Source organism: Bacteroides sp. FSHCM14E1, assembly GCF_019633785.1.
In the GTDB taxonomy this organism is placed as follows: Bacteria; Bacteroidota; Bacteroidia; order Bacteroidales; family Bacteroidaceae; genus Bacteroides; species Bacteroides hominis.
The window spans coordinates 42,915-57,150 of sequence record NZ_JADKYL010000015.1; the positions used below are offsets into that span (position 1 = coordinate 42,915).

At 43.1% G+C, this 14,236-nt stretch carries 12 protein-coding genes; 5 read left to right on the forward strand and 7 right to left on the reverse strand.

Annotated features, from left to right (window positions below):
* Positions 1-25: 25 nt before the first annotated feature.
* The 3 genes from ISX59_RS18450 to ISX59_RS18460 are packed head-to-tail and all read left to right on the forward strand — an operon-like array spanning position 26 to position 3,875.
* Positions 26-1,219 (forward strand): 6-bladed beta-propeller, encoded by a 1,194-nt coding sequence (locus ISX59_RS18450; RefSeq protein ID WP_032539227.1) that lies wholly within the window; start codon positions 26-28, stop codon positions 1,217-1,219.
* An 8-nt stretch (positions 1,220-1,227) separates the two neighbouring features.
* The gene (locus ISX59_RS18455; RefSeq protein WP_220576139.1) at positions 1,228-2,358 is read left to right on the forward strand and encodes a 6-bladed beta-propeller; all 1,131 of its coding nucleotides are present in this window, start codon (positions 1,228-1,230) and stop codon (positions 2,356-2,358) included.
* 26 nt (positions 2,359-2,384) lie between these two features.
* Positions 2,385-3,875 carry a putative Ig domain-containing protein gene (locus tag ISX59_RS18460; protein WP_032539152.1) on the forward strand — a complete coding sequence of 497 codons (1,491 nt, stop codon included), beginning with the start codon at positions 2,385-2,387 and terminating at the stop codon, positions 3,873-3,875.
* A 77-nt stretch (positions 3,876-3,952) separates the two neighbouring features.
* Here ISX59_RS18460 and ISX59_RS18465 read toward each other — a convergent pair whose 3' ends face one another.
* A complete protein-coding gene (locus ISX59_RS18465; protein WP_032539153.1) occupies positions 3,953-4,678 on the reverse strand; it encodes a hypothetical protein in 726 nt (241 codons plus the stop codon).
* 102 nt (positions 4,679-4,780) lie between these two features.
* On the opposite strand from ISX59_RS18465, the gene ISX59_RS18470 reads away from it, so the two are divergent.
* Positions 4,781-5,587, forward strand: coding sequence for an inositol monophosphatase family protein (locus ISX59_RS18470; protein WP_032539154.1), 807 nt, complete (start codon positions 4,781-4,783; stop codon positions 5,585-5,587).
* Positions 5,588-5,619: 32 nt separating this feature from the next.
* Complete coding sequence (locus tag ISX59_RS18475; RefSeq protein ID WP_032530296.1) at positions 5,620-6,312, forward strand: ComF family protein; 693 nt, start codon at positions 5,620-5,622, stop codon at positions 6,310-6,312.
* Between the two features lie 49 nt (positions 6,313-6,361).
* Here ISX59_RS18475 and ISX59_RS18480 read toward each other — a convergent pair whose 3' ends face one another.
* From ISX59_RS18480 to ISX59_RS18505, 6 genes are all read right to left on the reverse strand, one after another.
* The gene (locus ISX59_RS18480; RefSeq protein WP_005781928.1) at positions 6,362-6,643 is read right to left on the reverse strand and encodes a putative quinol monooxygenase; all 282 of its coding nucleotides are present in this window, start codon (positions 6,641-6,643) and stop codon (positions 6,362-6,364) included.
* Positions 6,644-6,746: 103 nt separating this feature from the next.
* The gene (locus ISX59_RS18485) at positions 6,747-8,822 is read right to left on the reverse strand and encodes a glycoside hydrolase family 127 protein (RefSeq protein ID WP_032539155.1); all 2,076 of its coding nucleotides are present in this window, start codon (positions 8,820-8,822) and stop codon (positions 6,747-6,749) included.
* Entirely contained in the window at positions 8,819-9,949 is a 1,131-nt protein-coding gene (locus ISX59_RS18490; RefSeq protein WP_175413937.1) for an aldose epimerase family protein, read from the reverse strand. The genes ISX59_RS18485 and ISX59_RS18490 overlap by 4 nt, the downstream gene beginning before the upstream one ends.
* A 35-nt stretch (positions 9,950-9,984) precedes the next feature.
* Entirely contained in the window at positions 9,985-11,304 is a 1,320-nt protein-coding gene (locus tag ISX59_RS18495; protein ID WP_005781934.1) for a sugar porter family MFS transporter, read from the reverse strand.
* A 12-nt stretch (positions 11,305-11,316) separates the two neighbouring features.
* Entirely contained in the window at positions 11,317-13,386 is a 2,070-nt protein-coding gene (locus tag ISX59_RS18500) for a pyruvate formate lyase family protein (RefSeq protein ID WP_032539157.1), read from the reverse strand.
* Positions 13,383-14,168: a glycyl-radical enzyme activating protein gene (locus ISX59_RS18505; RefSeq protein ID WP_032530302.1), complete on the reverse strand. Its 786-nt coding sequence runs from the start codon at positions 14,166-14,168 to the stop codon at positions 13,383-13,385. Before ISX59_RS18505 ends, ISX59_RS18500 begins: the two co-directional genes overlap by 4 nt.
* Between the last annotated feature and the right edge of the window lie 68 nt (positions 14,169-14,236).

Here is a 14,236-nt window from a genome sequence, read left to right on the forward strand (position 1 = left end):
AAACAATATTAAAGAGACAATCATTATGAAAAACACAATATTATTGTTGAACAGCTTGTGGCTGTTCGGGCTGGTGGCTTGCCAGCCGAAACCTGTAGCTTCTTTATCCGAATGTCCGGTTGTCAATATCCGCTCTGCTTTGCAAGAAGAGGCTCCGATCTCCATGAAGGAAGATGTGGAGAGTATAGAATACGTTCCTTTGGAAACGACTGATTCATGTCTGATAAGTAATCTGATGAATCTACAGGTGACGGCAGATTACATGTTTATGTATAATGGAAAGACTGAAGAGGTGCTGCAATTCAATCGGGAAGGTAAATTTATACGCAAGATCGGCTGTCAGGGAAACGGTCCGGGAGAGTATGGCATGATAAGTGATCTGGCGGTTGATGACAGGAATAAGGAACTGTCTTTATTTCAGTATGGAGGAGATGCTTTGGTTTATTCGTATGACGGGACTTTTCTACGAAATGATACAACTGTGAAACAAGCAGGCGGGATGTATGTTTTTCCGGATGGAAAAAGGGCATTGAAAGGATTGGTTATAAAACCTTTTCAGCAGGCGCCATGGGCAGGAGCATTACAACAACCCAATGGTTCGTTACAAGAGTGTAAGGCCCTTTTCCCATCGGGGCTTTCCCGGGATGTTTGCTTTATGAAAGAAATCTGTTTCTCTCCTTCGGACGAAAGGGTATTGGTATTTACTGCCTGTAATGATACGGTATCTGCGATTTCTAATAATGGAATAGAACCGGCTTATGTGCTGAAGAGAGAAAATCCGGTTGAATATTATATGGACATTGCCAATATTAATAAGTTTGGAGATAAGACAGTCGAAACGGATCAGGTCATTGGGCTTTACGATCTGTTTGAATCTTCTCATTATCTTTATTTACGCTTGTATAAAGGAGATGTGTTGTTTATACAACGATTTGATAAAAAGACCGGTGAGTTGAAATCACAACGCATTCCGAAAGATTATTTGGAATGCAGCAATAGTATTCCGGGTAGTAATATAATTGGCATTGATAATGATATAGATGGGGGAATACCTTTTTGGCCGGAGTATGCACTGGCTGACGGGGAACGTGCACAGGTGGTCAATGCAGATATACTTTCTTCTTTACGGGAGAAAGGATACCTGAAAGAGGCTCCTGCTGCGCTGAATGTAGGGGATGATGCCAATCCGGTAGTGATTCTTTATAAATTTAAAAAATAGGAGGTCCCATGAAATCGTTTACATTTTGTATTTTATTGGCCCATGTATTGGCATTTCCGCTTTTTGCCCAGAAAAATGCAGCCATAACACTGAATCTGGCGAAAGCCATTACGCAGAGCCCTAAAACGGTAATGCTGAGTGAACTGGCATCTGATGTGCGTTATTTCCCTTTAGAGACAACTGATAATTGTCTGTTGGGTAATGAGTGCAGTATTGTTTATGCCGGAAATTCTATTATTGCAGGTGATGCACAGACCAGAAGTTTTTATCGATTTGATAAAAATGGTAAGTTTATGAATAAGATAGGTCAGCATGGACAAGGGCCTGAAGAATATGCGGTAGGATTGTTGTTTTTTACTGATCCTGATAACCAAAAGCTGTATGTTCAGGATTTTCAGGATTTAATCTGTTATGACTTCAATGGTAAATTTATCCGTCGTATGCCGGCTCCTCATTTAAATATGGGTACCGGAGCTGTAAGTAGCGGAGAATCCATCTTATATTGTGATAATAACTATTTCATAAGGAAGGATAATCCTCAACAACTGTTTCTTATTGACGGGAATGGTAAGAAGCTGAAAAGCTGGAAAGGGTATATTGAACCAGGCAAGAAGTATGGTATTAACTTGTCCACCCGTGACGTAATGTATCTTCATGGTGGCAGTGTTTATTTTAAACCGGCACTGGAGAATCTGGTTTACAAGATTGATACCGATCGAAAGAAGACTTTGGCTTGGAAACTTGATTGTTCGGGTAAAGATGTGGATGTCTCGGCCAATGAGATAGATCCCGCAAAACGTTTTAAGTCTATCGCAGTACAACAGGTTTTTGAGTCAGACCGTTATTTCTTTGTGCTTTATGTTCTGAAGAATGAAAGTTTTGTGGGATTGTATGATAGACAGAAGAAGAGTTTTTCAAATGTGATTATAAAAGATGATTTGGCGGCAGGATTTGATTTTACTCCTCCCGGAACAGGGTTGGGAAATCAGTTGGCAAATGCCCGGATGGTAGGTTATCTGAGTAAAGGTAAACGCTATTCGAAAGCTTTACTGCCGGAAAGAAAAAAAGAACTGGATGAATTGATAAACCGATTGGATGAAGAGGATAATCCGGTAATGGTTGTTGTAACATTAAAATAAAATCTATATAAATTCTTTTTAAACGTATGAAAATTACAAGTTATGTTTCTTTTTTATATTGCTTATGTGTGATGCTGGCGAGTCCGACAGTACAGGCGAGCGAAGTGCGAACCGCTATTTTTGAGGGGAAACCGTGTATTAATCCCCCTCATGTGGTGGGAAACTATCCTGCTACCCCTTTTTTGTTTTATATTCCCACCTCCGGAGAACGACCGATAAAGTGGCATGCTGAAAATCTTCCCGAAGGATTGAAGCTGGATAAAAAAACAGGGATTATCAAAGGGGAAGTAGCTGAGAAAGGAACATATAAAGTGGTGCTGAAAGCAGAAAATGCCCTCGGATCTGATACACGGGAGTTATTGATTAAGATAGGTGATGAGTTACTGTTGACTCCCCCAATGGGATGGAACAGCTGGAATACATTCGGACGTCATCTGACAGAGGAATTGGTGTTGCAAACTGCGGATGCAATGGTAGAGAATGGAATGCGTGACTTGGGATATGCCTATATAAACATTGATGACTTTTGGCAATTGCCTGAAAGAGGGGCAGACGGACATATCCAGGTTGATAAAACAAAGTTTCCAAGGGGCATCAGATATGTAGCTGACTATTTGCATGAACGGGGATTCAAGCTTGGAATTTATTCGGATGCCGCGGACAAAACCTGTGGTGGGGTTTGTGGCAGTTACGGGTATGAAGAAACGGATGCACGGGATTTTGCTTCCTGGGGTGTCGATCTTTTAAAATATGACTACTGCAATGCGCCTGCCGGACGGGTAGAGGCGATGGAAAGATATGAAAAAATGGGGAAGGCACTCCGGGTGACCGGACGTTCTATGGTATTCTCTGTTTGTGAATGGGGACAGCGTGAACCCTGGAAATGGGCAAAGAAAGTGGGCGGACATCTTTGGCGTGTATCCGGTGATATCGGTGATTTATGGAATCGGTCTACAGATCAGAAAGGCGGCCTTCGTGGAGTTCTGAATATTTTAGAGATAAATGCTCCGCTTAATGAATATGCGGGGCCTGCCGGATGGAATGATCCGGATATGCTTGTTGTGGGGATTGACGGAAAGAGTAAGAGCATCGGTTATGAATCGGAAGGTTGTACGAACGAGCAGTATCAGTCACATTTTGCTTTGTGGTGCATGATGGCTTCTCCGCTACTCTGTGGCAATGATGTACGGCAGATGAATGACAGTACGCTGCAGATTCTTCTGAATAAAGATTTGATTGCTATCAACCAGGATCCGTTGGGTATTCAGGCGGAACGTGCCATTCGTGCCGATCATTATGATATCTGGGTAAAGCCGTTGAGTGACGGAAGTAAAGCGATAGCCTGCCTGAACCGGATATCCGGTCCGGTGGATGTGGAGCTGAATGAAAAGACGGTGGAAGGATTGTCGTTGGACAAGGTTTATAATGTCATGGAAGGTGGAATTGTTCCTGATACTTCTACCGGATGGATAGTAAAGCTTGCTCCCGGTGAATGTAAGGTGTTTATATGCAGATAGGTAATAAAATGGGCTATCCGGTAAAATTGGCGGTACCGGACAGCCCTCTCTTCATAGCCAGGTTTATATTGGATCGATTATTTTAACCGTATGGCAGGGCCTACTCTGTAAGTATTTTCCCATTGTCGGGTGGCAGCATTGTAGCTTCTGTCGGTGCCGAGATTAAGGTCGATGCCATACTCTTTCTTTTCCAGAAGGTTTATACGGAACAAAGCGCCGTAATGAGATTGTGGAGATAATGGGAAACCTTGTACGCCGGAGTTGGGAGTGCAGTTTAGCCGGTATTGTCCGTAAACATAAGCGGTCAGCCAATTATTGAGGCGGTAGGTAAGGTCCGCATTCAGTGTGAAGTCATTGAACATGCGCCCGTTGGAACGGTATTGATAAGCATTACCGCCTATCCGAATAGTCAGTTGTTTGTTGAGGTGATATACTAATCTGCCACCTGCCATATTTTGAGTTCCTACTCCCCGGAGTGAATAACTGGAGCCGTATAATTCATATCCGAAATAATGGGAATTGAGCAGCCGGTGTTGCTCTTGATTGAAATAACTGGTGAAGACAGGATCCAGATAGGAGAATCTTTTTCTTAGTTCATATTGTTTGGCTAATGGCAGGCTGTTGCTGAAAACCGGATTCGTTTCTGGCAGAGTACTCTTTATGTCGGGAAGTCCGGAGATTTTGGGGAACTTCATTTCTTTTTGTGGCATAAAGGGGAGTATAGGCGTTTCATTGAACGTTTGTGCGTAAGCAAGTCCGTTACTACAAATAATCAATAGTATTGTCAATCTGAATTTCTGCATAGTTAAGTTCTTTATGTTTTTTAGACGCAGAGATATGCTGAATGCTGCAATGTTTTTTCAAAAGAATCATTTATCTTTGCCGAAATACGTTAAAAGTCGAATATGGAACTGGAACTTCAACAACTTACTACTGAGGTGCGCCGGATAGCAACCGAAGCGGGGAATTTTCTGAGAAAAGAACGGCAGAGCTTTAGCCGGAAAAGCGTAGTAGAGAAGCATGCGCATGATTATGTATCATATGTCGATAAGGAATCTGAGAGGCTGTTAGTGGGGCAACTGTCTGCTCTGTTGCCCGAGGCCGGGTTCATTGCCGAGGAAGGTTCTGGTGTTTATAAAGATGAGGCATATTGCTGGGTAATTGATCCGCTGGACGGAACAACTAATTATATTCATGACAATGCTCCATATTGTGTCAGTATTGCCCTCCGGAGTCGTACGGAGCTACTTTTAGGTGTAGTATACGAAGTTTGCAGGGATGAGTGTTTTTATGCCTGGAAGGGTGGAAAGGCTTGGATGAACGGAGAAGAGTTGCATGTTTCGAAAGTGGGGAACATTGAAGAGGCGTTTGTAATAACCGAACTTCCCTATAATCATCAACAGTATAAACGGACGGCAGAATATCTGCTGAAGCAATTGTATGGGGTGGTAGGGGGCATTCGGATGAATGGTTCGGCTGCATCGGCTCTTTGTTATGTGGCTGCCGGACGTTTTGATGCCTGGGCAGAAGCATTTATCGGGAAATGGGATTATTCGGCTGCGGCGTTGATTGTATTGGAAGCGGGTGGAAAAGTAACTGACTTTTATGGAAGTGAACATTTCATAGAAGGGCATCATATAATTGCTACTAACGGTCCTTTGCATGCTGTCTTTCAGCAGTTGCTGGAAGAAGTTCCTCCGTTGGATATGTAGTTTCGGACATTGATCAAATAGAAAAACACATCATGAATACCTGGTTCCATTCTTTCTGGTCTCTTTTGTTTCCGCGTTGTTGCGTAGTCTGTGGTTCGCCATTGTCAAGAGGGGAGGAGTGTTTGTGCACCTGTTGCAATATAAATTTACCCCGTACCGGATTTCATTTGCGGAAAGATAATCCGGTAGAGTGTCTTTTCTGGGGACGTATTCCTGGCCTAAAAAGAGCTTCTTCTTTTCTTTTTTATCGTAAGGGTAGTGATTTCAGACGCATTCTGCATATGCTGAAATATGGCGGATATAAAGAATTGGGAGAGGTGATGGGACGCTATATGTCAGCAGAACTATCTTCGGGAGAATTTTTTGATGGCGTGGATATGATAATTCCTGTACCTTTGCACAGAAAGAAACAGAAACTTAGAGGATACAATCAAAGTGAATGGATTGCCCGTGGGATAGCTTCTGTAACGGGTATTCCATTATGTGCAGAGTGTATGATACGTGAAAAAAATACGGAAACTCAGACCCGTAAGTCTACTTTTGAACGTTGGGAGAATGTAGAAGGAATCTTCAGGCTATGTGATACTGTTCATTTTGAGGGGAAGCATGTCTTGCTTGTTGATGACGTGTTAACTACCGGAGCCACGACTGTGGCTTGTGCATCTGCGTTCGCAAGGGTGAGCGGAATACGTATCAGTGTGTTGACGTTGGCAGTAGCTGAGTAAATGGAGTGATGAGTTAATAGAGGGTGCATTAAAGCACCCTCATATTCATTTAGAAAGTTTCAATTATCAGGTCGGATGCCAACATTCCTTTGATCGCTTCTCCAAAAGTCTGGAAATGGGGTGATGCTGCATGTACATCCATAGCATGCTGGTCTTTGTACTCTTCGTAAAAGATGAAAGCTACAGGTTGAGAGGGGTTTTGATACAGGTTATAACTAATGTTGCCTTCTTCTGCCCTCGTACCTTTAATCAAAGCATCGGCTGCCTGTAAAAATGCTTGTTCTTTGCCGGGTAGCACTTCTACGCGTGCCACGATTGTTTTCTTTTCCATATGATATTGTATAATTAAGATGATTCTTGTTCCGCAAATTTACGTATAAATGGCGATACATTATTTTTCATTTGAGATAAATTTGTAGTAATCATCTGTTTCTTTACTCTTGGGGAATCCATACTTTGTAACTATGACTCTCTTTTCTGTTGGCTACAGCATAATATGGGATGGCTTTTGCCGGAATTTTACTCTGGCATTTGATGATATTGACTCCATGAAGCAGATCGTTGTCGTGAGAAAGCTCCAGTGGTGTTTGTGGTTGAAGTGTCAGTGTAGGCAATTCCGGATTATCCGCATCCTCAAAGCAGTAAATAACGGGGCCTGATGCCAGCGCAACTTGTCCACGTAAGTCTTTGACTGCTTCGTTCGCAGTGATCAGGCGAGGTTGCATCGGTAATTCAAGTTCGATGTGATCGCCTTTTTTCCATTCCCGGCTGATTTCCGCATATCCATCGACAATTCTCAGGAGAATATCCTTTTGGTTGACTTTCAATTTAACGGGGGCTTTCAGGTTCGACTGGTAAAGCCCATATGGGTTTTCTGTACCTTGTGCCCATCCGGGAATACGCACTTTTATAGAAAAGGTACTGGCTTTATCGGGATTGACTTGAATGGAAACGGCACCGTGCCACGGATAAGAGGTTAACTGTTTCAGGCGGACACTGTTATTTTTATCGATCGGTATGCGTACTTCACTTCCTATGAGTAAGTTGACATAGATATTATCTCCCTGATATGCATAGATGTAACTGGGCATGGCGGACATGATTTTCAGAAACATCGGTGGGCAACAGGGGCATACATGCCATTCCCATCTGTCAGGTTTGTCAGTATTCAGGGGATTCTGATAAGTGTATTTATCACCAGACAAAGAAACGCCTGTCAGTACATTGTTATAGAGTACTCTTTCCACTTCGTCCATGTAGCGGGCATTACAGGTCAATTGATTCATGCGTTGACTAAAGAAACCTGCTCCTACGGCTGCACAGGTTTCCAAATAGGCGTCGGTAGGCAGGAAGTAGTCCGGACCGAACTTTTCATCTTCGTGGATGGCACCGACTCCGCCTGTGATGAACATCCGTTTGCCTGCCATGTTTTCCCAAAGACGTTTAGCCGTTTCAATGTATTGAGGAGATTGGTTTTCAAGTGCGGCTGCGGCTAAACCGGTTGCCATCAAGGTAGCTCGTACAGCATGTCCTTCGATTGTTTTTTGTTCAAGTACCGGGATGGAATCTTGTGAATATTCCCCCCAACAGGGACGGGAATGGGGACCGAATTCCGTTTGGTGATAGCAAGCGTCTTTAATCCATTTTTCAGATTTTCGATATCCCCATGTTCCCCATAGCGGATAACCGCAGTGATGTCCTCTGTTCTCAATCCAGAAAGTGGCCAGGTCGTAGTAATCTGACTCACGGACAGGTATGGAGAGTTTATCTTTCAATTCCGGTTCATTTTTATACAACCAGTAGAGGGTCATTACGGCTTCTTCGGGACCGGAATGCGCAGGAACGACATTTTTACGTGGTTCCGGCCCCATATAATCTGCCATATAGTTGGCAAATCGAGTTGCTATTTCAAGTAAGCGTGTTTTTCCGGTTGCCTGATAATAGTGTACTCCGGCTTCGATTAGCATTCCGGCGTTATATACATCGTGTTGTCCGCGCAGGAGCCCCCCATTATCTCCCCATCTATGGTCATTTTCCATGAGTTGGGTGTGGGTGTTGATATAGCCGGTAGGTTCTGTTTGCTGAGCGGCATAAATACGGTCGATATATCCGTCGATTCGTTTTTCCATTTCTTTATTGGGATGTCCGGCAAGGAAGTCTGCAATGCCCCGGATACTTTCGTAAACGAGTCCGTCATACCATTCTGGACCATCGTGTTGTTTGATATCTCTCTGTCCTTTGGCAACACGGTCGAAATTCCGGAAGGCATCTCGTGTATCGTCCCATCCGGGGAAAGGAGTATACTTTCCTTCGAATTTGTCTAATACATCATTAGCTGTTACTTTTCTCCAGGTTTCAAGTTTCGGACTCCAGAAAGCATCTTCTATCCGGACCTGGTCTAACTCCGGTAGGTGGAGTATTTGCCGGGTGTCAGTTGCAGGAGACTGGCACCCCATCTGCATCAGTACTGTGAGTACCGCTGCAACGGATAAATGTGTTGTGGTTTTCATTGTACATTGATTTTATAGATGCATATATGTTTATAAGTATCGCCGGGGTGAAGGTTTGTTGACGGGAAGGCAGGTTGATTCGGACTGTCCGGATAGTGTTGCGTTTCGAGTGCCAAAGAAGCCCGGTAGTTGTATCTTTTACCATGCTTTCCGGTCATTGTGCCGTCGAAAAAGTTACCACCGTAAAATTGTAGTCCGGGTTCAGTAGTCCATACCTCAAGAAAGCGTCCTGAGGTTGGTTCATAAACGGTTGCTGCCAGTTCGGGCTTATCGGAGGTCTTGCGGTTCAGTACCCAATTATGATCGTAGCCATGGCCGAAACTTAATTGCTCAAATAAGTCGTTGACACGTTTTCCAATGGCTGTGGGATGGCGAAAATCCATTGGAGTTCCTCCTACTTCCTGAAGAATACCGGTAGGGATTAGTGTATGGTCGACAGGAGTAAACTTATCTGCATTGATCATGAGTATGTGATCGTTGATATCTTTGTTGCCTGCTCCGTGTAGATTGAAAAAGGAGTGGTGGGTGAGGTTGATAACCGTTTCTTTGTCTGTGCGAGCTTGGTGAGTGATGATAAATTCGTTTTTATCCGTCAGTTGGTAACTCATGGATACTTGTAAATTTCCCGGGTATCCCTCTTCTCCGTCTTTAGACAGATAGGTAAGTTGTAAAGTTTGACTATCCGGCTGTTCAACATCCCATACTACCATGTCGAATCCTTTGAATCCACCATGAAGACTGTTGGGAATATCATTGATTGGCAGTTGGTAGGCTTTTCCGTTCAGAGTGAATTTTCCTTTCCTGATTCGGTTACCATATCGTCCGATAGTGGCTCCCAGAAACCTTTCACCTTTGTAGTGGAGGTATTTGTCCACATGGTCGTGTCCGAGGACAATATCCTCAAAATGACCGTTTTTATCCGGGGTCCAGAACTCAACGACTCGTCCTCCGAAATTGGTAATGGCAATCTCGATTCCGTTTTTGTTTCTCAGAAAGTAGAGATCGGTTTGTTTCCCGTCGATTACTTGCTGAAAGTCGGCTCTTTTCAATTGTGAATGTTGAGCTTGTACTGTGTTTGTGTGTATCATGGCAGTGAGTATTAATAAAATGATGAGTTTAGTTTTCATACGATTCATGTTTTTAGTTTATTATTCGCAAATGGTTAATTGGTCAGTTCTTTTTGTATTTGTTCCAGGGATTTGTTCTTTGTTTCCGGAAGTCTGAGGGCAAAGAAAAAGCTTAAGAACATCATAATGGCAAAGAAACTGAAAATGAAAGTACCTCCTGTACGGATGAAGACAGGAAACATCCAAGAAAGCAGGGCGGACCATACCCAGTGTGTCATGCTACCCAGCACTTGCCCCTTAGACCGGACACTATTGGGGAAAACTTCAGAGATTAAAACCCAAATAACCGCACCCAGTGAAATAGCAAAGAATGCGATAAATCCCATCAGACAGGCAAGCATATAATAACCTGAGAAAGTATCCTGACAGAATCCTTTAGCTACTAATGCCAAAGAAATAGCCATACCGATAGAACCGATGTAGAGTAGCTTTTTTCGTCCTACCTGATCTATCAGAATCATTCCGATCATGGTAAATGTGAGGTTTGTCAGCCCGATTACTATAGATTGCATCATGGCAGAGTCAGTAAATACACCTGACATCTCAAAAATTCTGGGAGCGTAGTAAAGGATAGCGTTGATTCCAGATAACTGGTTAAAGGTAGCAATAAGGAAAGCATAGAGGATTGGTTTACGGTATTTGCGTTGGAAGAGCTTTTCGCCACAGTTTCCTGTCGCTACCAGAGATTCTCTGATTTCATGTACTTCTTGTTCAATATCCGCATTACTGACTTCTTTTATGATGCGACGGGCTTCGGTTTCCTTGTTTTGCTTTACCAGCCAACGAGGGCTCTCCGGTACGGTGTATAGTAGGAGTGCAAACACAATGGCGGGAATGGCTTCGACTCCCAACATCCATTGCCAGTCGTGTGCAATGCCATGTATCCAATAGTTGGAGAAGTAGGCAAGTACAATACCCAAGACAATATTGAACTGGAAGAATGCGACAAAACGTCCACGCCAGCGTGAAGGAGATATTTCGGCAATGTACATGGGACCGACTACGGATGAGGCTCCTACGGCCAGTCCACCGGCAAAGCGGAAAAATAAAAAGGAATACCAGTCGATGATGGCAGCACTGCCCACGGCAGAAACAAAATAGAGGAAAGCAATTATTTTTAGTGCTTTCAGGCGTCCGTATTTCTCTACGGGTTTACTACAGATGAAAGCTCCGATGATAGTACCGATTAAAGCGATGGCAATGGTAAAACCATGGCTGAAATCGGATAGGCCATATACTGTTTGGATGGATTTTTCGGCTCCGGATATTACTGCGGTATCGAATCCAAAAAGTAATCCTCCCAGGGATGCCACGAAGGCAATGTAAAACATGAAATTCTTTACTGTATTTTTCATAATGCAGATGTTTTATAGACCGAATTCGATCCGGTTAATAACATGATTCTGGTAACATTCGTCTAACTCTACAAAGTATCCGCTCCATCCCCATACCCGGACAATCAGGTTCTTGTGTTGTTCGGGGTGTTTACGGGCATGTAGCAGTTTCTCCCGGCTGACTGTATTTAACTGTAGCTGGTGACCACCAAGGACAACATAGGTTTTCACAAGCATACCCAATTTTTCAATGGTTTCGTCGTTGCTGAATACAGACTGGTCGAATTCCAGGGTGAGGGGGCCGCCATTGACAACACGATCCAGGTGCTGCTTGGTAAATGATTTAATAACAGATATCGGTCCTTTTTGCTTGAGAAACAGGCTGGGGGAATAATTTGCCGGGATCATTTCACCATCGTTACGTCCATCGGGAGTAGCACGCAATTGATTGGAATGAAAAATGTAGTACATGGCTGTTCCGGTACCTGCCCGATAAACTCCTCCGCGTTCATTTCGTTTATCGGCTAACGACTGATCGAAAGAGTCGAGTAGAGCTCCGGCTATCAGGTCGGCATAATCATTATCCTGTCCCATTTTGGGAGCTTCTTCTCTTAGCTTTTTCTGTAACTCTTCATAGCCTTGGAAGTTGTTTCTTATAGCAGTAAGCAGAGTGGTATAATCTATGTTCTGTTCTTCAAAATAGTATTTTTTCAGAGCAGCAAGGGCGTCGGTGGCAGTTGCAATGCCGGTCCCGTGAATGCCATAGTTATTATAGTAAGATCCTTCTGAAATATCTTTGGCTCTTTCAATGGTGCCATCCATAAGCAAAGACATCATAGGAGAAGGGATAATGTAGAGATTCCGGTGTTTTTCGCAGATTGTATCGACTTCTTTTTGTATTTCCTGTTCAACCAGTGTATAAAAAGATGGATAATCCGGGCAAGTGTTGAGCTTTTCAATGCATCGGTCTACACATCCTATTAAAGAAACAGCGTCTATATTGGGAATATCCATGGCTTTACCGGGGATGATGAACTCCCAGCAGGCAGCCACGACATAGTTGTATGCGTCCTCTTTCGAATATCCTTTGCGGATAAGTCCCGGAATGATGACGTCGTCATTGCTGTATTGTGGAAAGCCCAGCCCTATTTTTGTCAGGCGGGAACCTAAAGTGAATATCTCGTTGGGAGTACCTTGGTCTACACGAATGTTGATTTTGGGATCAATCAGCTTCAATTCGTAACTTGCTTGCAAACACATGCGTGACAGGTCGTTGAACAAGTATTCACCGTTTGCGTTGCGTCCTCCCAATACTAAGCTCTGACCGTTGTCGCCTTGCTGCATACCCGGATACAGGTCACTGTCTTTGTTGCATACCAGGAAAAATTCTTCAAGTAAGTCAAATGCTTCCTCTTTGGTAAGTGTTCCATTTTCCAAGTCTTTTTGATAGAAAGGATACATATATTGGTCGAAACGACTGAGTGTGTTGTGATAGTTACCTGCTTCCCAAATGGAGAAATGGAGAATCCTCAAAAGTTGTAGGGCCTGTCTGAAGTTTTGGGCTCCTTCTGTTTTGACGGTGTGCAAAGTATATGCTGTTTCTGTCTCGTTAATGGATAATGCATATTGCTCGTATTTCTCAATTAAATTTTGTATGGATATGATGCTTTGATACATTGCTTGCAGGAATGTTTTTTCTCTTTCATTTAATGAGGGTGTTTCCTGACGTTTCCGAATCTCTTGTTTCCGTGCTTCCAACCCATGTCGGATTGTGTAAGCATAATTAGGAGAGATGTTACATACCGTACCTTTTTCATGGATATAATGTTTGCTTTTGATTTCATTCCATTCTTCCGGGGTATAGGGATCCGGTATTTGGGTGAGGGTGCGGGTAAAAACGATTCTTTCACCCGGAAGTATAACCGGAGTTTCGGCATCCATTGAGGCAGCAAAGCAAGCTGTGGCGCGTTCTACAGGAGATAAACCATGTAGAGCATAGGACGTACTCAATTTATCAAGTCCTACGCTCTGTAGTGTTCTTCTTTGTGAGTGGTGTTGTTTATCTAAAATATACGTTTTTAGATAGTTAATTCTTTCGTTCATACAATTAGATTTTTGATATTATTTTCTTCGAATACATTATAGATTTGTGGTGTTTTTCCGGTATCGAACGGAGGGTGATACTTTTCTCCGATCATTGCGTATTTGGCACCTGCTGTCCGGTGATATCTGAGGATCTCGACGCGTATCAGGTTTTGGGCATTTTTGATTCTTTCGAAAATGGCTGTCATATTTTCCCGGGTATCGTTGACACCTGGAATCAGTGGTATCCGAAGGATGAAATCCTGCCCTGAATCGCAAAGTACGGTAAGGTTTTTTAGTATGATCGTATTATCTACACCTGTATATTTTCGATGCATCTCCGGATCTGTGTGTTTGATGTCGAACAGGATCAGATTTGCCAAGGAAATAACTTTGCTGAAAGTATGAGTGTTTGCATATCCGCTTGTTTCGATAGCAGTATGTATATCCGGAAGTTGTTCGAGCAATTCGGTGATGAAATCCGGTTGAAACAAAGGCTCTCCTCCTGTTAGTGTTATTCCTCCCCGGTTAAGCCTATAGATATCCCGGTTCTTTTCAATTATGGCAATCAGTTCTTCTACAGTTATCTGATATCCACAAATGCTTTTGACTCCTTTCTTAATCATGTATTGTGGTTGTGGTGAGATGCCCTCGGGGTTATGGCACCATGCACAGTGTAAAGGACATCCTTTTAAGAATATCGTTGTTCGGATTCCCGGTCCGTCGTGGATGGCAAACTCCTCTATGCTGAATATTGTTCCTGTTTTCATTGTGTTTGGATTAACAATGGCAAATATATACATAATATTTTGAACAGGTACGAACTGGTATGTATGTTGTTGAGCATGTATTCGTGTTAAAATACAGAATA